At 44.6% G+C, this 20707-nt stretch carries 20 protein-coding genes and 1 riboswitch; of the genes, 16 read left to right on the top strand and 4 right to left on the bottom strand.

From position 1 onward, the window contains the following. The first annotated feature begins 267 nt into the window (after nt 1–267). The 10 genes from CHH91_RS01990 (at nt 268) to CHH91_RS01945 (ending at nt 12846) form a co-directional block, all read left to right on the top strand. Nucleotides 268–978, top strand: coding sequence for a FadR/GntR family transcriptional regulator (locus CHH91_RS01990; protein ID WP_095221459.1), 711 nt, complete (start codon nt 268–270; stop codon nt 976–978). A 125-nt stretch (nt 979–1103) separates the two neighbouring features. Beyond that, nucleotides 1104–1820: a (Fe-S)-binding protein gene (locus CHH91_RS01985; protein ID WP_095221457.1), complete on the top strand. Its 717-nt coding sequence runs from the start codon at nt 1104–1106 to the stop codon at nt 1818–1820. Between the two features lie 13 nt (nt 1821–1833). Continuing rightward, nucleotides 1834–3264 (top strand): LutB/LldF family L-lactate oxidation iron-sulfur protein, encoded by a 1431-nt coding sequence (locus CHH91_RS01980; protein ID WP_095221455.1) that lies wholly within the window; start codon nt 1834–1836, stop codon nt 3262–3264. Beyond that, nucleotides 3261–3968, top strand: a complete 708-nt coding sequence (locus tag CHH91_RS01975; RefSeq protein WP_095221453.1) for a LutC/YkgG family protein — start codon at nt 3261–3263, stop codon at nt 3966–3968. The genes CHH91_RS01980 and CHH91_RS01975 overlap by 4 nt, the downstream gene beginning before the upstream one ends. A gap of 134 nt (nt 3969–4102) precedes the next feature. After that, complete coding sequence (locus CHH91_RS01970; RefSeq protein ID WP_095221451.1) at nt 4103–6289, top strand: alpha-galactosidase; 2187 nt, start codon at nt 4103–4105, stop codon at nt 6287–6289. A 112-nt stretch (nt 6290–6401) separates the two neighbouring features. Continuing rightward, nucleotides 6402–8735, top strand: coding sequence for a putative bifunctional diguanylate cyclase/phosphodiesterase (locus CHH91_RS01965; RefSeq protein WP_095221449.1), 2334 nt, complete (start codon nt 6402–6404; stop codon nt 8733–8735). Between the two features lie 168 nt (nt 8736–8903). Beyond that, nucleotides 8904–9015, top strand: a riboswitch (SAM riboswitch). Nucleotides 9016–9093: 78 nt separating this feature from the next. Continuing rightward, entirely contained in the window at nt 9094–10119 is a 1026-nt protein-coding gene (locus CHH91_RS01960) for a methionine ABC transporter ATP-binding protein (protein WP_095221448.1), read from the top strand. Continuing rightward, complete coding sequence (locus CHH91_RS01955) at nt 10110–10772, top strand: methionine ABC transporter permease (RefSeq protein WP_095221446.1); 663 nt, start codon at nt 10110–10112, stop codon at nt 10770–10772. The genes CHH91_RS01960 and CHH91_RS01955 overlap by 10 nt, the downstream gene beginning before the upstream one ends. Before the next feature lie 5 nt (nt 10773–10777). Continuing rightward, nucleotides 10778–11638, top strand: coding sequence for a MetQ/NlpA family ABC transporter substrate-binding protein (locus tag CHH91_RS01950; protein WP_095221445.1), 861 nt, complete (start codon nt 10778–10780; stop codon nt 11636–11638). Between the two features lie 2 nt (nt 11639–11640). Continuing rightward, on the top strand, nt 11641–12846 hold the full coding sequence (locus CHH91_RS01945) for a M20 family metallopeptidase (protein WP_176465628.1): 1206 nt from the start codon (nt 11641–11643) through the stop codon (nt 12844–12846). Between the two features lie 44 nt (nt 12847–12890). Here the strand turns inward: CHH91_RS01945 and CHH91_RS01940 are convergent, their stop codons facing one another. Then, nucleotides 12891–13178 (bottom strand): hypothetical protein, encoded by a 288-nt coding sequence (locus CHH91_RS01940; protein ID WP_095221442.1) that lies wholly within the window; start codon nt 13176–13178, stop codon nt 12891–12893. A gap of 235 nt (nt 13179–13413) precedes the next feature. Here CHH91_RS01940 and brnQ point away from each other — a divergent pair, with 235 nt between their 5' ends. Further along, a complete protein-coding gene (gene brnQ, locus CHH91_RS01935; protein ID WP_095221441.1) occupies nt 13414–14727 on the top strand; it encodes a branched-chain amino acid transport system II carrier protein in 1314 nt (437 codons plus the stop codon). A 36-nt stretch (nt 14728–14763) separates the two neighbouring features. On the opposite strand, the gene CHH91_RS01930 is transcribed toward brnQ, so the two are convergent. Beyond that, nucleotides 14764–15183, bottom strand: a complete 420-nt coding sequence (locus tag CHH91_RS01930) for a DUF4064 domain-containing protein (protein ID WP_095221439.1) — start codon at nt 15181–15183, stop codon at nt 14764–14766. Between the two features lie 156 nt (nt 15184–15339). On the opposite strand from CHH91_RS01930, the gene CHH91_RS01925 reads away from it, so the two are divergent. From CHH91_RS01925 to CHH91_RS01915, 3 genes are all read left to right on the top strand, one after another. Then, the gene (locus CHH91_RS01925; protein WP_095221437.1) at nt 15340–15729 is read left to right on the top strand and encodes a YfmQ family protein; all 390 of its coding nucleotides are present in this window, start codon (nt 15340–15342) and stop codon (nt 15727–15729) included. Between the two features lie 52 nt (nt 15730–15781). Next, nucleotides 15782–16285, top strand: a complete 504-nt coding sequence (locus CHH91_RS01920) for a GNAT family N-acetyltransferase (protein ID WP_176465627.1) — start codon at nt 15782–15784, stop codon at nt 16283–16285. Nucleotides 16286–16383: 98 nt separating this feature from the next. Continuing rightward, on the top strand, nt 16384–17439 hold the full coding sequence (locus CHH91_RS01915) for a tetratricopeptide repeat protein (protein ID WP_095221422.1): 1056 nt from the start codon (nt 16384–16386) through the stop codon (nt 17437–17439). Between the two features lie 48 nt (nt 17440–17487). Here the strand turns inward: CHH91_RS01915 and CHH91_RS01910 are convergent, their stop codons facing one another. Further along, nucleotides 17488–17835: a hypothetical protein gene (locus tag CHH91_RS01910; RefSeq protein WP_095221418.1), complete on the bottom strand. Its 348-nt coding sequence runs from the start codon at nt 17833–17835 to the stop codon at nt 17488–17490. A 95-nt stretch (nt 17836–17930) separates the two neighbouring features. Next, complete coding sequence (locus CHH91_RS01905; RefSeq protein WP_095221417.1) at nt 17931–18791, bottom strand: N-acetylmuramoyl-L-alanine amidase; 861 nt, start codon at nt 18789–18791, stop codon at nt 17931–17933. Nucleotides 18792–18901: 110 nt separating this feature from the next. Between CHH91_RS01905 and maa the strand changes: the two genes are divergently transcribed. Together maa and CHH91_RS01895 are read left to right on the top strand one after the other, a co-directional pair. Next, nucleotides 18902–19462: a maltose O-acetyltransferase gene (maa, locus tag CHH91_RS01900; RefSeq protein ID WP_095221575.1), complete on the top strand. Its 561-nt coding sequence runs from the start codon at nt 18902–18904 to the stop codon at nt 19460–19462. A 76-nt stretch (nt 19463–19538) separates the two neighbouring features. Beyond that, nucleotides 19539–20678: an ROK family transcriptional regulator gene (locus CHH91_RS01895; RefSeq protein WP_095221415.1), complete on the top strand. Its 1140-nt coding sequence runs from the start codon at nt 19539–19541 to the stop codon at nt 20676–20678. Nucleotides 20679–20707: the final 29 nt, after the last annotated feature.

Genomic DNA, 20707 nt, shown 5'->3' with positions numbered 1-20707 from the left:
AATAATAAACTCTCTTCCTTTCCAGAATTCCCTGGACGGAATGCGAATTGTATAACTAAATTCTTTATCAATTATGATTCATATGTATTACAGATTGGATCTATATAGCATATATTAACAGATTGATCATGCAAAAAGCGGATAACTTGGTTAATCGGAAACCTTCATAGTATACCGAAGCAACAGATGATCTGTTTACATTATGACCTTTTTTGAAATGAAATTTTGTGAAGTTTCCGTTTATAATAAAGGGGAGGTGACACCCAAATGAAATACAATCAAATCAAACCGAAAAAAATATATGAACAAGTAGCAGATGAGCTGCTTGCTTTAATAAAAAATGGTGACTTAAAGCCGGGCGAGAAGCTTGCCAGCGTTACGCAGCTGGCTGAGAATTTCAATGTGGGCCGTTCTGCGATAAGGGAAGCTCTTGCCACACTCCGTGCGATGGGGTTGGTAGAGATGAAGCAAGGCGAGGGTACATACGTGAAGGCGTTCGAGCCAGAGGGAATCGTTTATCCGCTTCAGCACGTGCTGCTCATGAGCGGGGAGGATCGGGCAGAGCTGATGGAGGTCCGTAATATATTGGAGACAGGTATTGCTGCATCCGCCGCACTGAACCGTTCCGAAGAAGACTTGGAACAAATGGAAAAAGCGCTCAAGGAAATGAAGGCATATACGGGAGACCCAGAAAAGGGGGAGAAAGCTGATCTCGCTTTTCATATGATCATTGCCCGAGCGGCAAACAATAAGCTGCTTCTCCGTCTGATGCATCATGTATCGGATTTAACAGCGGAATCGATGCGCGAAACAAGGCAGATTAGTCTATTTGGAGAAGATGCCGCCCCGGAGGAATTGAACAAGCAACATGAATTGATTCTGCAGGCTATTCGTGCGAAACAGCCAGATCGAGCAAGAATGGCCATGGTGGCACACTTGGAATACGTAGAAGGGATACTGCGTAACTATATGGAATAGGATGAGCCGCCGACGAGGTCGGCTTTTTCTGTCTATACAGGAGTTGGAAAATGTAAGCGGTTGTAGTATGATGAAGACAGAAATTATACAGGTCATCTGATGACCTTATCTGTAGGGGTGACGGTATGAAGGTTACACTATTTGCAACGTGTATTGTGGATATGTTCCAGTCCGATGTTGGGATAGCCACAGTTGAAGTGCTGGAAAGACTTGGATGTGAGGTTGTGTTTCCATCGGGACAGGTGTGCTGCGGGCAGCCGGCATATAATTCCGGGTATGTAGAAGATGCCAAAAAGGCAATGAAGAAGATGATTGCGACATTTGAAGACGCAGAGGTTATTGTCACACCATCCGGATCATGTGCCACGATGTTCAAGGATTATCAGCATGTTTTCCAGGATGATCCTGCGTGGCGTCCGCGTGCGGAACGGCTGGCAGCTAAGACGTATGAGCTGACTGAGTTTATTGTAGATGTCCTGAAAATAGAGGATGTTGGGGCGAAGCTGGAAGGGATCGCAACTTATCATCCATCCTGCCATATGACACGGCTGCTTGGAGTGAAGGATGCACCGATGAAGCTGCTTTCGCATGTAGAGGGCCTGGAAATGCAACCGCTTCCTAACGCGCATAATTGCTGTGGATTCGGCGGAACTTTTTCGGTGAAGATGGGGAATATCTCAGAGCAGATGGTCGATGAAAAAGTAGATTCGGTAACTGAAACGAAAGCTAGCTATCTGATTGGAGCAGATGGCGGCTGTCTAATGAATATTGGGGGACGAATGCAGCGCCGCGGCAAGCCGGTCAAAGTGATGCATATCGCGGAAGTACTAAACAGTCGTTAAGGGGGATGGCAGCATGGCGATGAAGATAGGGAATGAAAAGTTCAAAGATAATGTAAATAAGCAGATGGAAGACACGTTTATGCGCGGTGCAGTTGCCGGGGCTCAGGAACGCCTCAGGACAAGAAGACTGGATGCGGCGGAGGAGCTTGGCAATTGGGAAGAATGGCGGTCTCATGGGGAAGAGATACGTCAGCATACACTTGATCATCTCGACTATTATTTACAGGAGCTTTCCGAGAATCTGCAAAAGCGCGGCGGGCATGTATTTTTTGCTGCAACAGCAGAAGAGGCAAATGACTATGTGAAAGGTATCGTGAGGGAAAAACGAGCCAGGAAAATTTTGAAGGCTAAATCCATGGTTACAGAGGAAATCGGTTTGAATGGTGTATTGGAACAAGAAGGGTGTGACGTCATTGAAACAGATCTCGGAGAATATATTCTGCAGCTGGACGACCATGATCCGCCTTCGCATATTGTGACACCTGCGCTTCATAAAAACAAAGAGCAGATCAAGGATGTGTTTACTGAGAAGCTGGACTATAAGCTGACTTCAAAACCGGAGGAACTAGCACTCCATGCCAGAGAGAAACTTCGCCAGGAATTCCTGCAGGCTGATATCGGCATCACAGGGTGTAATTTTGCCATCGCAGAGTCTGGATCTGTCGGTCTGGTCACAAATGAAGGTAATGCGGGTATGGTTTCTGATTTACCAGATACACAAATTTGTGTGATGGGGATGGAGCGAATCGTTCCTACATTTGAGGAATTCGAAGTGCTGGTTGGGCTTCTGACAAGAAGCGCAGTCGGTCAGAAGCTGACGAGCTATATTACGGCATTGACTGGTCCGCGGACAGCCGAAGAGGTTGATGGCCCATCCGAGTTTCACCTGGTCATCGTGGATAACGGCCGTTCTGGTATTCTCGGGACCGAATTCCAATCTGTACTCCAGTGCATCCGCTGTGCAGCTTGTATCAACGTTTGTCCGGTATACCGCCACATTGGCGGCCACTCCTATAACTCCATTTACCCAGGACCGATCGGGGCAGTGCTGACGCCGCTGCTGGGAGGTTATGACGATTTCAAGGAGCTGCCGTATGCATCGACGCTTTGCGCTGCTTGCACGGATGCTTGTCCGGTTAAAATACCATTGCATCAGCTGCTGCACCGTCATCGACAAGTGATTGTCGAGCGGGAAGGCCGCGCGCCGATTTCAGAGAAAATGGCAATGAAAGCTTTTGGAATCGGTGCTTCCTCGAATCCGTTGTATGCAGCTGGATCGAAGATGGCAAGCACTGTCATGAAGCCTTTTACGAAGGATGAGATGATTTCAAAAGGTCCTGGACCGCTGAAGGCATGGACTGAAATTCGAGATTTTCCCGCTCCGAACAAAGAACGATTCCGTGATTGGTTCAAGCAGCACGAAAAGGAGAGTGGCAAGGTATGATACAGAACCGTGAAAGATTCCTTACGAATGTCGCCAGCCGCCTCAGCCGCACGGAAGTACTGACAGAAAGGCCCGTACGGAACTGGAAGTATCGCCCGCAGGATAAGACGCTGACTGATAAAACACAGGATGAGCTGGTAGATATACTTCGTGATCAATGCCGGCTTATCCATACCGAGCTGATTGAAACCGATTCGCGTTCCCTCTCGAAAGTACTGGCGGAAACAGTATTTGCATATGGAGGCGGTCCGCTGGCCATATGGCAGGATCCTCGTTACGATGCATTCGGTTTGCGGGATCAGCTTCAGGCATGGCCGGCCCAAGGCATCGACGTACATGAATGGGATCCTTCTATTGGCCATGACAACATCGGAATTATGGAAAAGGCCAATATCGGTATAACATTCAGCGATATCACTCTTGCTGAGTCAGGGACAGTCGTCCTCTTCTCAGGTGAGGGGAAAGGCCGTACTGTCAGTCTGCTGCCGCATAAATATATTGCTCTTTTACCGAAAAGCACCATCGTACCCCGCATGACCCAGGCAGCTCAGCGTATCTCAAAGCAAGTACAGGAAGGGAAAGCTATTTCATCCTGTATTAACTTTATTACTGGACCAAGTAACTCGGCTGATATTGAGATGAACTTAGTTGTAGGGGTACATGGCCCCGTGAAAGCAGCTTATATTGTTATTGAAGACAGGTGAAAAAAACACTGCTATGCATAGTAGTGTTTTTTTGTTAAAAATTCGATTATAACTTTATTGATAGCGCTTTCTTTGTTACTATGAGCTTACTTATGTACTTGAACAACTGATGATCATAGGGGGAATAAAAAGCAATGACAATCATTTTTGATAAAGAGAAACGTATTTTTCATCTGCAGGGGAAATCTGCTAGTTATGTGATGCAGCTGGAGCGGGATGGTTATTTGACGCATCAGTATTGGGGTAGGAAGATTCGACAGTTTCGCAACAGCAATCGTCAGCAGTACATAGATCGTTCATTTTCTCCGAATCCGTATCATCGGGACAGGACTTTCACGTTGGATGCTTTGCCGCAGGAATACCCACAGTTTGGCAATTCGGATTTTCGCAAGCCAGCCTATCAAATCCAGTTGAAAAATGGATCAACGGTGACTGATTTGCGTTACAAATCACATCGTATCTTCAGTGGTAAGCCGAAGCTGGCAGGCCTTCCTGCAACATACGCTGGTCAGGAAGGAGCGGAAACGCTTGAAATTACGATGGAGGATGAATTGCTTCATTTGGAAGTGATCTTGCTTTATACAATTTTCCGTCAGTATGATGTAGTCGCAAGATCTGTGCAATTCCGTAATAACGGCAAACAAAATTTAAAGCTCTTACAGGCTGCCAGTGCAAGTATCGACTTCCGCCGTTCGGACTTTGACATGCTTACCATGCCGGGGGCATGGGGAAAGGAAAGACATCTCGAAAAGCGTGCTTTGCAGGCGGGTATACAGTCTACAGAAAGCACACGTGGAGCAAGCAGTCACCAGCAGCATCCGTTCATCGCCTTGATGGAGAAGCATGCAACAGAAGATCAAGGGGAAGTGTTTGGTTTTCATCTTGTATATAGCGGTAATTTCCTAGCCCAGGCAGAAGTCGATCAGTTTGCGACAACTCGGGTGACAATGGGTATCAATCCGTTCGACTTCACGTGGCTGCTGGAACCCAATGAGACATTTCAAACACCAGAAGCAGTGCTTGTTTATGCAGCGGATGGTTTGGGAGGAATGTCGCAAACGCTGCATGGGTTCTATCAGCAGCATCTAGTAAGAGGAGAATACAGAGATAAAGAGCGGCCGATTCTGATTAATAACTGGGAAGCGACGTATTTTGATTTTGATGCTGATAAAATTGAGGCAATCGCTAAGGCTGGCAGTGAGCTAGGTATCGAGCTTTTCGTATTGGATGATGGCTGGTTCAAAAAACGGAATTCAGATTCCACATCATTGGGAGATTGGTTTGTCGATAAAACGAAGCTGCCGAATGGACTTGAAGATGTGGCGAAACGTGTAAACGATTTAGATATGCAATTTGGACTTTGGTTCGAGCCGGAAATGGTATCGGTGGACAGTGATTTGTATCGTGAGCATCCTGACTGGTGTCTGCATGTGCCGGATCGATATCGTACGGAAAGCCGTGATCAGCTCGTGCTCGATTTTTCAAGACAGGACGTTCGGGAGGAGATTATTAAGAGAGTAGCAGCCATCTTGGAAAGTGCCCCAATCACTTATGTGAAATGGGATATGAACCGTCATCTGTCTGAGGTTGGTTCCGCCTTGCTTCCTCCTGAGCGTCAGCGGGAAACGGCACATCGACATATTCTCGGAGTCTATGAAGTGATGGATAAGATCACTTCCCGTTTTCCGCAGATTCTGTTTGAAAGCTGCTCAGGCGGCGGCGGCCGCTATGATCCGGGAATTCTGTATTACATGCCTCAAACATGGACAAGTGATAATACAGATGCTGTCTCAAGGCTTAAAATTCAGCATACTACAAGTTTGCTTTATCCCATTGCTTCGATGGGTGCCCATGTATCCGATGTTCCGAACCATCAAGTACACCGATTTACTTCATTAGAGATGCGGGGTGACGTCGCGATGGCAGGGAATCTAGGATACGAGCTGGACCTCACAAAACTTAGTCCAGAGGAGAAGGAAGTCGTCAAGCAGCAGATTAACACCTATAAGGAGATTCGCAGACTTGTTCAGTTCGGTCGATTCTATCGGCTGAAAAGTCCTTTTGAAGGCAATGAAACTGCTTGGATGTTTGTTAACGAAGATAAAACAGAAGCTTTTGTCTGCTATTATCGTGTTCTGGCAGAGCCAGCAGCACCACTCGCTTCTTTACGGATGAAGGGATTGGATGGAGCAAAAGACTACAGAATCAATGGTACGGAAGAAATATATAGTGGTGAAGAACTGGCTTACAGCGGTATTCGTGTACCTGTAGACCTTATTGGGGATTTTGTAAGTTACACTTGGCACCTAAAAGCTGAATAACATTGAAAGTCGCATTTTTGATGCGACTTTTTTATTTGGCTGTATAGGAAAACAGGCTTGGTTATCGTATACTTTAGCTACTATTCCAAACTATCAAGAGAGAAGGCTGCTGTTGGAAAGAACAAAAGAGAGAAACATCAAAGCATATACAACCTTTGTTTTTATATTCCTGCTTTTTTCTGCAGTTTATTTATTTTTGTTTCGCCAGGAACCGCGGGTACTTGCGCTAGGTTCTGGGCTTTTTGCGATCATCGGTTCCGGTGTGCCGGCATTTTGGGCTTTTCGTGCTTATCAAGCAGCTGAGCAGCAAGTACGGCGGTTTTGGCTGTTTCTAGGTTTGGCACTGCTAGGCTGTTTGTTGGCTACAATCAGCTCTTATTTTTATAATTTTTATATTGGAATGAATGACATCTTAATATCAGCCGCTGATGTACTATGGAATGTGTCAATCATTTTCTGCTTATTGTCGTTTCTATATTTGATCAAACAAACAGCGGTCGCAGTGACAATTTACGAAGTTGTTTATGATGCGGTGATCATCATCGTTGCTGCGGCCTGTTTAAGCTGGGAATTTTTAATGAAACAAACTTGGGTTCAATTGACCCAGGATGGTTTCATCATTCAGCTTTTCGGCATCAGTCACCCAACTGGTGATTTAATTGTGCTATTTTTCTTGATTTGTGTATTCAATGCTCTCAGTTATCAGCGTTTGTCAAAGGCATTAGCATGTATCTATATTGGCTTTTTACTTTTTTTAATTTCAGATACCGTCTTTGTGTACTTGGCCTCTCAAAATTTGTATTACTTCGGGCATCCCGCCGACTGGCTGGGGACAGCAGCTTTACTTGTTATTGGCGGCGCAGCTTTCTTTGCGGATGATCTTCATACACTCAGCAGGCAGGAATCCTTTCCGGTAAGAACACCTCTTTTCTCGGCACGACTATGGTTTTCCAATGTCAGCGTTCTGGTTTTGCTTGCGCTTATCGTAGCCAGGGGCGGCGGATTTGATCTGATTGCAGTTGGATGTATCGTGTCTACGCTGTTGATTATCTTCCGTCAGATGCACACGATGTTCCAAAATAGAAAATTGATGCATGTGTTAGAAGAAAAGGTATTGGAACGGACGGAAGAGCTTTTCCAAAAGAACAAGGAGTTGGAGGCTTCCACCGAAAGGGCGAAATTTCTTGCTGGTCATGATCCTCTAACAGGATTGTCGAACCGCCGGGAGTTCGATCGGATAGCAGCTGAATGGGCGGTGGCGAACGAGCAGGGTTTTGCCTTGCTGTTTGTTGATATGGATCGATTCAAATGGGTGAATGACACAATGAATCATGGTGCCGGCGACATGCTGCTTAGACAGGTGGCGCAACGAATGCAAGAGAATCTTGTTTCAGGAGCAAAGGTGTTTCGCCAAGGCGGAGATGAATTTCTAATTCTGCTGCCTATAACAGGAATCCTGGAGATAGATAAAGCTGTATGCGACCTGATTCAGTCACTTGAACAGGTATTTTATCTGCATGGAAAGGAAGTATTTGTTTCAGCGAGTATCGGAATCAGTCTTTTTCCGCAACATGCAGAAGACGTCGAACTATTGACTATTAAAGCGGATACTGCGATGTATGCTGCAAAGAAAAACTCTGGAAAACGCTGGATCTTTTATGATGAGACTTTTCTCCCTGCAGAACATTCCAAGCTCGAGCTTGAGAAAGAGATGCGGTATGGGTTGGAAAGAGGAGAGTTCCTCCTTCACTTTCAGCCGCTGTATCATGTAGACACCGAGACTGTTTCCGGGGCAGAGGTATTGATGCGCTGGCAGCATCCGGAGCGGGGGCTTTTGTATCCCGATACATTCATTCCGCTTGCCGAGGAATCGCGTTTTATTATTCCGCTTGGAAGGTGGATGTTCCGAGAGGTGTGCAGGCAATGGAGATGCTGGAAAAGACAAGGGTATGAACCGATCAGTCTTGCTGTGAATATATCTGTCAATCAATTTCTCCATCCGGATTTTCTTCCTGAATTAGAGGGTGTGATGCGTGAATATGACATGGATCCTGCTTTTCTCGAATTGGAAATCACAGAAAATATCCCATTTTGTGATTCCTATGCCATAGCCGTTCTGGAGCATATAAAGCAGCTTGGTATCCGCATCAGCATCGATGATTTCGGGACAGGCTACAGCTCCCTGCAATACATTCAGCGACTGCCTGTTAATACGTTGAAAATCGATCGTTCTTTTGTCTGCGATATGATGCAAAATCGAAATAATAAGGTGTTGGTTGAGACTATTTTACTTATGGCTAAACAGCTCGGTTTGGAAGTGATTGCTGAAGGAGTGGAGGAACAGGATCAGCTGGAGTTCCTAAAAGAAAACGGCTGTACATTAGTGCAGGGATATCTGATTGGGAAACCGATGGAGGCAGTGATATTTCGTTCGAAATGGCTGTGACTCCTAAAGGGTGGTTTATTTCATCTTATTATGGTGGAGAGGCTGCGCAAAAGCAGTCTTTTTTATTGGACGAGGAAGAAGAGAAAAGATTTTTCAAAAAATGAATTGACATTCGATTGGAAAACCCATAACATGGTAATCAAATCTTACAACTGCATACTTGTTTTATTCTTATCCAGAGAGACCGAGGGATCAGGCCCTATGACGTCTCGGCAACGGGTTTATTATTAAATACCGTGCCAATTCCTGCAAACGCTCATGAGCGTTTGGAAGATGAGAATGAGAAGTTTCATACGTGGAGCCCTCTTTTTCTGGATAAGGAAAAGAGGGCTCTTTTGTGTTGATGGGAGGAAAAATGATGATTACTTTCAAGGATGTTTCAAAGACATTTACAATCGGAAAACGGGAAGTGCATGCTGTTAGAAATGTGAATCTGACAATCGAGGAAGGAGAGATATTCGGTATTATCGGCTTTAGCGGAGCCGGTAAAAGTACCTTGCTCAGGCTTGTCAATGTGCTGGAAAATCCGACAGCAGGTTCGGTGGAAGTGCAAGGGGTGGATTTAGCCAGTCTTCGTCCTAGTGAAGTTCGGAAAGTACGCCGCAGGATAGGGATGATCTTTCAGAATTTCAATCTGTTAACCTCGCGGACTGTTGCTGGTAATGTTGCTTATCCTTTGAAACTGGCAAAAATGCCGCGAGCAAAAATAAAAGAGAGAGTGGAAGAACTGCTGCGTTTTGTTGGGTTGTCAGACAAGGCTAAGGATTTTCCGGAGCAGCTTTCAGGGGGGCAGAAACAGAGAGTTGGTATTGCCAGAGCATTAGCCACATCACCGGATATTCTGATTTGCGATGAAGCAACTTCGGCACTGGATCCTGATACAACCGGTGAAATTCTTCGTCTTCTTAAAAAGGTGAACAAGGAATTTGGTATTACAATTCTGCTGATCACACATGAGATGCATGTGATTCAAGCAATCTGTGACAAGGTTGCTGTTATGGAGGATGGAGAGGTTATAGAAACTGGCGGTGTATTCGATACATTCACAAGTCCTGTCCACCAGACGACAAAACGTTTTATCCGCTCCGTTCAGCAGGACCTCCCATCTCCATCGTTATTAGATGAGTGGCGGCAAAAAGGCGGGAAGCAGCTATACCGAATCATTTTCAAAGGAGAGGTGGCAAGCGATCCAGTCTTATCCCGGGTAACAAGAAAGCACGATATTGACGTGAATATCGTCTATGGTTCCGTCCAAGAAATCCAGGCAAAATTCTACGGCAACTTGCTTGTCAGCTTTGACGGTGACGAAGGTAAAACAGCCGGTGCTGTAAGGGAATTGGAAGAGATCGTACAAATAGAGGAGGTGGATGTGGCATGGGCGTAGATTGGCAAACTTTTTGGCCGCGTATTGTCGAGGCGACTGGTCAGACGATTCTGATGGTGGCTGTCACATTGGTCATAGGTTCTATATTCGGCATCATTCTCGGACTGCTGCTTTTCATAACCCGTAAAGGAAACATTCTGGAAAATGCGTTTCTTTTTCAAATTATCAACTTCCTGATCAACATTATCCGCCCGATCCCCTTCATTATATTCCTAGTCGCGATCAGTCCGCTGACCAGAGAGGTGATTGGCACGACCATCGGTACATGGGCCGCGATCTTCCCGATGAGCATCGCAGCTGCATTCAGCATCGCACGAGTTGTAGAAAATAACTTCATCAGTATTGACCCGGGTGTCATCGAGGCAGCTAAGGCCATGGGAGCCAGTCCTCTTCAGATAATCTTTACCATCTTGATTCCGGAAGCTCTCGGTCCGCTTGTTCTCGGATTGACGTTCATTACCATCAGTTTGATTGATTTCTCGGCAATGGCAGGAACGGTCGGCGGCGGCGGTCTCGGACATGTAGCGATGACATATGGCTACCAGCGGTTTGATACGAGCGTCATGATTGTTACAGTCGTTATCTTAATTGTGCTTGTCCAGCTTGCCCAATGGGTCGGCAATACACTTTCAAGAAAAATTTTAAGGAGATGATCGACATGAAAAAAGCTCTACTTGGAATCATTTCGTTAGCCTTTGTATTTATCCTTGCAGCGTGTGGGAGCAGCTCAGCAGATGGCAGCCAAACAGTGAAAATCGGTGTAACAGGTTCTGATGGGGATCAATGGCCAATTTTGAAGGAAAAGGCAAAGGAAGAGGGCATCAATATCGAACTTGTGGAATTCTCTGACTATACACTGCCAAACCAAGCGTTGGCCAACGGTGAAATCGACATGAACTCATTCCAGCATATTGCCTTCCTGAGTCAATATGCCAAAGAAAATGGCGATACTATTGTACCAATCGGTTCGACAGTCATTGCCCCAATTGGAGCTTATTCAGAGAAAATCGAAAGCCTTGATGAACTGAAGGAAGGCGATAAGATTGCTATCCCGGATGACCCATCTAACCAAGCTAGATCACTGCGGGCTTTGGAAGCAGCTGGCGTTATAAAATTAGCGGATGACTTTGGCCAGTTCGGAGATCCATCCAAAATTGTAGAGAATCCGAAGAACATTGAGATCGTACCTGTTGTTGCCCAGCAAACTCCACGTGTCTTGCCGGATGTAGCAGCATCTTTCATCAATAATGGCATAGCAGGTCAGGCAGGTCTCGATCCGAAGGAAGATCCAATTTATTTGGAAAATGCCAATGACGACAGCATTACACCTTTTGTAAATGTCTTCGCAGTTAATAAGAAAGACGAGGACAATGAAACATATCAGAAAATTGTTGAGCTGTATCAGGATGAAGCCGTGAAGGAAGCAGTAGAGAATGATACAAATGGTGGCTCTATCGTGGTAGATGTACCAAAAGAGGAACTGCAGGAGCACCTGAAAAGACTTCAGGAGGAGGAATGATTATGAGTAGATCTGTTACGGAAGTTAACAGAATTTCACTGCATTTGGATACAAATAAAGAAAAGTATATCCAGACTAGTCAGGCCATCCATGCGAAGCCAGAGATCGGAAACCAGGAATTTTTCGCGAGCGAAACGCTCATTGCTTTGCTGGAAGAAGCGGGATTCCAAGTGGATAAAGGTGTAGCAGGGCATGAAACAGCTTTTTATGCACTGAAAGATAGCGGTAAGCCAGGTCCTCGTATTGCATTCCTTGCTGAGTATGATGCACTACCTGGTATCGGGCATGCTTGCGGACATAATATTATCGGTACCACTAGTACAGCAGCAGGCATTGCCTTGGCGGAAACATTGGATGAGGCAGGTGGTAGTGTAGCGGTTCTTGGAACCCCTGCCGAGGAAGGCGGTCCAAATGGCAGTGCCAAAGGAAGCTTCGTAAAACATGGGCTGCTGAAGGATATTGATGCTGCCTTGATCATTCATCCTTCTGGCAGAACAAGTGTAACGGGTGAGTTTCTCGCTGTCGATCCGCTTGATTTTCATTTCTACGGAAAACCAGCTCATGCTTCCGGTGCGCCAGATAAAGGAATCAATGCCTTGGATGCCGTTATCCAGCTTTTCAATGGAATAAATGCACTGCGCCAGCACCTTCCGCAGGACATACGCATTCATGGCATCATTCCAAATGGTGGAGATGCACCGAATATCGTACCTGAGTATGCTTCAGCAAGGTTCTTCATCCGAGCAGAAACGTGGCAAAAAGCACAAGCTGTTTCCGATAAGGTAAAGAATATAGCCAAGGGAGCTGCATTGGCTACGGGGGCTAGTGTGAAAATTGAGAGATTCCAGAACGAGGTAAAGGACTTTGTTTTGAATCCAGTACTGGATGAAGTGCTCAAAGAAGAATTAGAAAAAGTCGGAGAGTATGTTCATTTGAAGAAAGATAAAGGTCGCGGATCGACTGATACAGGTAATATCAGCTATGAAGTGCCGACTGCACATCCGTATATCCAAATTGGGCCAGAAGAGCTGATTGGTCATACAGAAGAATTCAGGGAAGCTGCCCGATCAGAAATTGGTGATGCAGCTGTTATAAAAGGGGCCAAAGCATTAGCGCATACGGCTTATCGGCTGCTGACAGATAAGGAACTGCTTCAGCAAGCTAAGACTGTCTTTGAAGATGCAAAGACAAGGAAGCAAAACAAATAAATGAACAACTTCTATAGCCTCTGCCACACGGCAGGGGCTTTTCTTTACGAAAAATCCCGTTTTTCCCTACGGAAAACTTTCCAAGTTGTCTTAGTAGCAGCATAACTGCCAATTGCAGCATAGCCATAAAAATAGCCCATGAAGATACCAGCTATCAGGTCATGTGGATGACTGTAGAAAATCGAGAGAACCAGTCCGATTAGAACGGCGATTGTAGGCACATACTGCTTTGGTAAGGGGAAAAATAGTTTTAGCATTTGGGTAAGGATAAGTGTTACCGGGATGCCAATAACGGAATCCCAGAAGTTCGTCTGGATGATTGGGAAGTCCATGATCATATTCCTTTTATGATTATTGTAGGAAATAGCCGATAAATTATTCGCCATAGCTTCCGAAATATTTTGTTATACATATATTTACAGAACATTCCTAACAAAAACTCCTTGAATGTTACACAATTCAGTATTATACTAACCAGTATTGTGTCAGAAAATCTGACTAAAATCATTATACATTAATATTTTGTTATTTATCAGACTATTCGAATAGTTAGTGGAGGTTTTTTTTGTGTCAAAGAAAGTGCCAGGTTCATTTACCGTCATTCTTGGTTTGATGCTCTTTGCTTTGTTCTTCGGAGCTGGGAATCTGATCTTCCCGCCGATGCTAGGGCAGCAAGCAGGTGAAAATATATGGATAGCCAATGCAGGGTTTCTTGTAACGGGTGTAGGTTTACCATTGATTGGTATCATCGCTTTTGTTTATTCAGGCGAGAGAGACTTAATGTCATTGTCCAGCAGGGTGCATCCTGTATTCGGAATGATTTATACGATCATTTTATATCTTGCGATCGGACCGTTCTTTGCGATACCGCGAGCAGGAAATGTATCGTATGAAATTGGTTTGAAACCATTCTTATCTGCCGATCCAGGTCCGCTTCCGTTGGTTTTGTTTACAGTGCTTTTCTTTGCTGTCACATGTTTATTATCGTTGAATCCGACTAAGATCATTGATGTCATCGGAAAATTCCTGACACCAATCAAACTTGCTTTTATTGGTTTGCTTGTTATCGTTGCTATTATTTTTCCAATCGGTAAATTCCATGCACCTCAAAGTGAGTATATGTCAAATGCTTTCTTCAAAGGTTTCCAGGAAGGCTATTTGACATTGGATGCGCTTGTTGCATGTGTGTTTGGGATTATCATCGTCAATGCGCTGAAGGATAGAGGTATAACGAATAAAGGGTCAGTTATGAAGGTTTGTTTGTTGGCAACTGCACTAGCAGCGGTTGTACTGGCAGTGATTTATACTGCACTTTCCTTTATGGGTGCATCCAGTGTCAGTGAGCTTGGTTACTTAAGCAACGGTGCTGAAATTCTTGCAGATGTTTCTGATTATTACTTCGGTTCATGGGGTATCATCTTCCTTGGATTGATGATTACAGTTGCCTGTCTAACGACAAGCGTTGGGTTGATCACATCTTGCTCGACGTTTTTCCATGAATTAATGCCGCGTATTTCCTATAAGACATTTGCTATTGTGCTGTCTGTTTTCAGTGCGATAGTGGCGAATATTGGACTTACAGAATTAATTTCAATTTCAGTACCAGTTTTGATGGCAATTTATCCAATTACGATCAGTTTGGTGTTCCTTACATTCTTACATCCGCTATTCGGCGGAAAACGGGAAGTATATATCGGAAGCCTTGTACTGACATTCTGTGTAAGTATCTTTGATGGCTTCAATGAAGCTGGGTTGCAGATAACACCAGTCAATGATTTCTTCCAAGCGGTGCTGCCTTTCTATGAGGTAGGTCTTGGTTGGGTGGTACCTTCGATTATCGGTGGCTTGCTTGGATTGGTTGTATCAAAATTACGGAAATAATAGAAAAAGTCTTCTCCGAGGCAGGAGAAGATTTTTTTATGCAGATCTCTTTCGTAACATACCGCCAGCAATGAATAAAAGCACAGGAATGACGACTGTGGCCAGAGATAAAATCCCTGCGCTGGATAGTGTTAATGCGGCACCTTTAGGTCTTTTGGATATAAGGGTGTAGCCAATCAGTACAATGATAGTAATGATGGCTATGTATAAGGTAGGAATGGCGAAGAATACTTGCAGGGCAGACATTGTTTCTGAAGCCATCTCACCAGGGCTGATCGAAGGGGTTTCACCAGAATCAAGTGTTCTTTGGTACTTTGGATCGTTCTCAAGATATCGGCTCACTGCCTGTTCCATGGACTGATTTTGGGGCAGGGTGATCGTGAAGAGAAGACAAGCGATAAAGAGTAAAAGCAATAAGATTAATGAAATCATCGTTAACGTTTTTGGTGTTTTCATATGATATCACCTCCTTTTACCAGTATAAGTTTAAAGAACCATTTTTTGAAATATGACGGAAGGTGTAACTGTCATTTTCTTGTCAAAAATGAAGAAGAAGGTTTGATGAAATTGTGTTATCATAAGCACGATTAATTGGAATCGAGGCGAAAAGATTTGTCGTGGGTATTTATTGTCTTATTGATTGTAGCTAGTTTGATTAAAGTTTTAGCGGCATCAGCACCGAGTGGTGTTGTGGACAAAGTTGGAAAGAGGTTCCAGCTGCATCCGAAGCTATCCTATGATGCAACTGTCAAACGGGATGGCAAGGCTCTTTCAGAAGAAGAAGCACAGCTTATCATCGATCAATTCAATCAGGCCAACTTCTTAGAAAAATACTATTACGCGCCTGCTCCTGAAGGCGTGCCGTATGAGATTGAAACGAAGCAAGGACGTTTTCTTGTGTATCCATATCCAGACAGAGTGGATGTATTCAAATACCAGAAGAAGAAGGTTTCATCCTACAGCCTGCGATCCAAAACAATGCAAGGGCAGGCTGCAAATTGATTCGGCTTTCTATATAATAGATAAAAAAACTGTTAGCGGGAGAGTGTGCAGGATGAGGATCCGGAAACTCGCCAGAAATTCTGTGCTGATTAGATCAGCTGCAGCTTTTTATCAAAAGGCGTGGCAAGTGAGCTATGCCGATATTGCTCCTCGATTTATTCGTCACAGTATGTATCCAGGGTATCAGGGACTTGTACAGCAGGACGAAAAGGGTCAAATGGTCGGGTTAGTGTATGGATATACTTCAAGGCCTGGGCAATATTATCATGATTTGCTGCGACCCGCACTGCAGGAGGCTGGCAGGGCGGACTGGCTGGATGATTGCTTTGAATTAGTGGAGCTAGTGGTGGACCCCTCTGTACGCAGTTTAGGAATCGGAACCGCTCTGCTTGATCAGCTGCTAACTGCAGCTCCTAACAGGACCGCTGTCCTGACTACTCGTGAGAATAATACCGGAGCAATTCAGTTTTATGAACGTAATGGATGGGAACTGCTGAAAGATTCGTTTTATCCGAACGAGAAGGCATACCGTATATACGGAAAAGAACTAAAATAAAACGATTCACCAAATGGTGGATCTTTTTCTTTCTGATCGATTAAACATTACTGGAAATCTACCGATGATTCAGATATGAATAGAAAGAGGGTGAGCCGATGTACCAAACAGATTTGAAGAATGCGGAGATATTTAACGAGCTGCTTGATGAGTTATACGACAATATAAAATTGGAACAGGTCCGTGCTGGTGAGCATATCCGTAGTAGAATAACTGAACAGGAGCCGTCCATTCGTGATGAAAAACTGCTTGCAAAAAGTATGCTGTTCGATGCGCGTCTGGAAATGCTGAAAGGTAATTTGGACAAGGGAGAAAAGCTGCTTGAAGGTGCTGCTGATGCATTCGTGCTCACCGGTGAAAATCTTTATTATTACCATTTTTTCAAGGGACTGCTGCTGTACCGGCAGAACAAGCTACAGGAAGCAATTGTCCAATATGAACGTGCTGAATCGTTTTTGTCAGTGGAAATTAATCCCCGTGAAGTGTCAGATTTCTATTACAAATTGGCAAATACGTACTACTATATGAATATGACTGCATTCTCGGTCTTAAATGCTAATAAAGCAATCGAAGCAGCTTTTCAGTACAATCAGGAATTGCAGCTTGCCAAATGCCGCATGCTCCAAGGGTTGAATCATATGTATTTGGCAGACTTCCGTAAAGCGGAAGATTTGTTCCTATCTGCTCTGCAGCATGATGCAACAGAATCCGAATTGCAGCTGCCCATGTATATCCATCACAATCTTGGAATACTGTATTTCAAGCAAAATCAGCTTGAGAAGGCAATGGGGCAATTTGAACAATCCATGCAGTACAAGCATCCTGAATATTATTTGAAGAGTTTATATTACGTGACAGAATCCAGTTTCCGGCTTGGCATGAAGGATCGTGCAATGGAGTATTTTACTGAAGGGTTTGCTTTAAGTAAGAAGCGGGATGAAGATACGTATAAATGGATGTTCGCCATGCTCCATAAGCAATATGTCGATAAGGACAGTTTCGAATTAGTGTGGCGGGAAGGTATTGAGTATTTTCAATCTATTGAGGATGAGAATAGCGTCCGTCACTTTTCTGAACGACTGGCTAAATATTACACAGATAATCATGACTTTGAAAAAGCATCCAGATACTACTATCTTCTGGCTTTGAAATAGAGTAATGCTGAAAAAGGAGATTGCTTCGTGCAGTCTCCTTTTCCAGCACTAGGATAACTTCCAAGCAGGTATCAAACTATGAAATTGGAAGTAGTAGCTCATCGGGATGTGAATCAGGGTGTAAATAGTTAAGGTTGTTGCATAAGTGATGAACCAATCATAGATAGGTGCTTGCAGGAACAGGTACAGCAGCAGCATACCTACTGGGAAAGGAACGAGCACAATCAGCCAAATCGGTGCACCTAGTGCTTCTGTCAATGCGCCAAGAGCAACGACGGATAAGCCGATTATCATTGCTTGCCAGATTGGCATGCCATGCCGGAATAAGATGCTGCCGATGTAATAGGAGAGTCCGGTAAGTATGATTGCTAGAATGAAATCCACGAAATACTTCAAGTATCAATCCCCCCTTATTCCTTCCAATTATACGATTATATGAATAGACGTAGTGTGAATATTATGTAAAAAACTGCCATATAGGCAGCTCTGCTTTAGCTTGCATATTCTGTTATTCCTTCTGCAATTGAATTAGCTACTTTATCTTGGTAACTTGAATCGTTTAGAAGTACAGCATCAGCAGGGTTCGAGATAAATCCTGTTTCAACGAGTACAGCTGGCATTGATGTATGGCGCAGTACATAGAAATCAGCACTATGTGTGCCTCTATTTTCATTATTCGTGTTAGCTGCTAGTGCAGTTTGTATGCTGGAAGCTAGCTGTTTCCCGCTGCTGCTCGCCCCATAGTAGTAGGATTCCAAACCTTTTGCTGACGACGATGTAGCACTATTGGCATGGACGCTTACAAATAAATCTGCTTTCCAGTTATTCGAAAATGTCGCTCGTTCTGTTAAAGGTATAAAAACATCCTCACTGCGCGTCATTTTTACGTCATACCCATTAGCAAGCAATCTGTGCTGCAGCTTTTCGGATATAGTAAGGGCAACCCGTTTTTCCATCGTATCATTGCCGATTGCACCGGGATCTTTGCCGCCGTGACCTGGATCAATAACTATTTTTTGCACAGGCTGCCCGTTTGATGATTCAGAGGGAGCAGATGCGGATGCGGATGTTTCTTTATTCACTGCTGTTACATAATCCAAGCTGAGATAACCTGTTTGGCTCTGAATCGTAATCTGTCCCCAGCCATCTCCTCTGTCGATATACTGGAACTGTGTGCCTGCCGGGAATTTACCAATAATGGCGGCATCCGTAGAGGGGGCTGCCCTGATGTTCAGGTTTGCAGTCGTCTGTCCTGTATTGGAAACGCTGGCATCTGCTTGGACTGGCAAGAACAAAAAAAGTGCAATGAGTATGAATAATAGAGGCAGTGCTACTTTGAAGCGGGTGTGCATAGTAATTCTCCTTTGCGATATAATAGAATCAGTATGGTCAGTGTTTACGAGTTTTATAACAATAGATACATAAAGTGAGAGATTATCATTATCAGAAAGGAGAAAAGGAAATTATGACAGAAAGAGAGAAAATGGTGGCTGGAGAGCTTTATCGTCCGTCCGATAAAGAATTGACAGATAGACGGATGGAAATTCGAGAATTGGTTCGGCAATATAATGATACGACAAGCTATGAACATGCCGAGAGAGCGAATTTATTGCAGCAGATACTCGGCTCTGCAAAAGGCAAATCCTACATCGAACCGACTTTTCGCTGTGATTACGGGTACAATATCCATCTTGGAGAAAACTTCTATGCGAATTTTGATTGTGTAATGCTGGATATTTGTGAAATACGTATCGGTGATAATTGCATGCTTGCCCTAGGTGTACATATTTATACCGCAACGCATCCATTGCACCCGGTAGAACGTAATTCTGGATATGAATTGGGCAAGCCGGTGACAATTGGAGATAATGTCTGGATCGGCGGACGTGCTGTCATTAATCCTGGTGTTACGATCGGGGATAATGCAGTTATCGGTTCAGGTGCAGTCGTAACGAAAGATGTCCCTGCAAATACTGTAGTCGGGGGAAATCCAGCAAAAGTGATTAAAGATATAGAGGTCTAGAGATTAGATTTACATGGCGTCGGCTTAGTTTGGATGATGATGTACTGAAATTACTACTGATAGTGGAGCGGTTTATATGCAGCGTGGCACATTTCAATTGATGAAAACAGTGAATAGATCTTTGATCCTCAATAAGATTCGCGTGGCAGCGCCAATATCACGCGCAGATATTGCAAAGGAGACAGGCCTGACACCTCCGACAGTCAGTATCATCGTTAAAGAGCTGATTGAACAAGGTCTGGTGGAGGAAAGCAAGCTCGGATCCTCGAGCGGCGGACGAAAGCCTACCATGCTTCATATCCGGACAGGTGAGTGGTTCGTCATCGGTGTCGATGCTGGTCCTGGAACAGTCGACTGCATTTTGACGAATCTGACAGGAGAGATATTAGGGATTGTCTCACATCCACTTCATGTGAATACGAATAGCGAATTTTTGCATCAAGTCGTAACAGCGATCCAGCAATTGCTTGATCAGCTTAGTGCGCAAACAGGGCAGATAATAGGTATTGGAGTAGCGATGCATGGAGTCGTCGATGTAGAAACTGGTATTTCTCGTGTAGCTCCTCTTTTAGGGTTGCATAATATTGCAATCAAGCAGGAGCTGGAAACTAGATTCAGCATTCCTGTGAAAGTGGATAATGACGCACGAGCGATGGCGCTCGGGGAATCATGGTTCGGTGGGTATGATATGCAGGATAGTATGGTAGCCGTTAATATCGGACGAGGAATTGGTGCGGGAATCATCATCGGTGGAAAGCTTTTCCACGGAGCGGCTGGCTTGGCTGGAGAGCTTGGGCATATGTCTATCGATCCGAATGGAGAGAAATGCGCTTGCGGAAACAATGGCTGCCTGCAAACACTTGCAAGTGGCCCGTCTATCGCGCGGCGAGCGAGTATGGCGAGTGGGGAAGCTGTCTATCAATCAGCAAGAGCTGGAGATGAAGAAGCTAAAGCCACTCTGGAAAAGACTGGTCAGATACTGGGGATCGGTCTGATCAATTTAATTCATCTGTTGAATCCCGATCGGATCATTCTTGGTGGAGGCGTAATGGAGAGCGCAGAATTTCTCCTCCCCCCGCTGAAGGAAGAAATTGCGAGCAGAGCCCTGACGGACCAAGCGGCTCAGACTGAAATAATGGTAAGTAAACATGGAAAGCATGCGACAGCATTAGGGGCAGTAGCGCTGCAGCTGGTGGACCTGTTTGCACCGGTATAATAAAAAAAGGAGCCAGCCAATCAATTGAT

Origin of the sequence: Virgibacillus sp. 7505, from assembly GCF_002272135.1 — a bacterium.
In the GTDB taxonomy this organism is placed as follows: Bacteria; Bacillota; Bacilli; order Bacillales; family Amphibacillaceae; genus Terribacillus.
Note: the sequence above shows the minus strand (reverse complement) of the source record. Positions and strands in the feature narration are given on the sequence as shown.

What these genes read in the sequence shown, in the direction of transcription:
- CHH91_RS01990 (WP_095221459.1), top strand. Translation starts at nt 268, where the DNA reads ATGAAATACAATCAAATCAAACCGAAAAAAATATATGAACAAGTAGCA.
- CHH91_RS01985 (WP_095221457.1), top strand. Translation starts at nt 1,104, where the DNA reads ATGAAGGTTACACTATTTGCAACGTGTATTGTGGATATGTTCCAGTCC.
- CHH91_RS01980 (WP_095221455.1), top strand. Translation starts at nt 1,834, where the DNA reads ATGGCGATGAAGATAGGGAATGAAAAGTTCAAAGATAATGTAAATAAG.
- CHH91_RS01975 (WP_095221453.1), top strand. Translation starts at nt 3,261, where the DNA reads ATGATACAGAACCGTGAAAGATTCCTTACGAATGTCGCCAGCCGCCTC.
- CHH91_RS01970 (WP_095221451.1), top strand. Translation starts at nt 4,103, where the DNA reads ATGACAATCATTTTTGATAAAGAGAAACGTATTTTTCATCTGCAGGGG.
- CHH91_RS01960 (WP_095221448.1), top strand. Translation starts at nt 9,094, where the DNA reads ATGATTACTTTCAAGGATGTTTCAAAGACATTTACAATCGGAAAACGG.
- CHH91_RS01955 (WP_095221446.1), top strand. Translation starts at nt 10,110, where the DNA reads ATGGGCGTAGATTGGCAAACTTTTTGGCCGCGTATTGTCGAGGCGACT.
- CHH91_RS01950 (WP_095221445.1), top strand. Translation starts at nt 10,778, where the DNA reads ATGAAAAAAGCTCTACTTGGAATCATTTCGTTAGCCTTTGTATTTATC.
- CHH91_RS01945 (WP_176465628.1), top strand. Translation starts at nt 11,641, where the DNA reads ATGAGTAGATCTGTTACGGAAGTTAACAGAATTTCACTGCATTTGGAT.
- CHH91_RS01940 (WP_095221442.1), bottom strand. Translation starts at nt 13,178, where the DNA reads ATGGACTTCCCAATCATCCAGACGAACTTCTGGGATTCCGTTATTGGC.
- CHH91_RS01930 (WP_095221439.1), bottom strand. Translation starts at nt 15,183, where the DNA reads ATGAAAACACCAAAAACGTTAACGATGATTTCATTAATCTTATTGCTT.
- CHH91_RS01920 (WP_176465627.1), top strand. Translation starts at nt 15,782, where the DNA reads ATGAGGATCCGGAAACTCGCCAGAAATTCTGTGCTGATTAGATCAGCT.
- CHH91_RS01915 (WP_095221422.1), top strand. Translation starts at nt 16,384, where the DNA reads ATGTACCAAACAGATTTGAAGAATGCGGAGATATTTAACGAGCTGCTT.
- CHH91_RS01905 (WP_095221417.1), bottom strand. Translation starts at nt 18,791, where the DNA reads ATGCACACCCGCTTCAAAGTAGCACTGCCTCTATTATTCATACTCATT.
- CHH91_RS01895 (WP_095221415.1), top strand. Translation starts at nt 19,539, where the DNA reads ATGCAGCGTGGCACATTTCAATTGATGAAAACAGTGAATAGATCTTTG.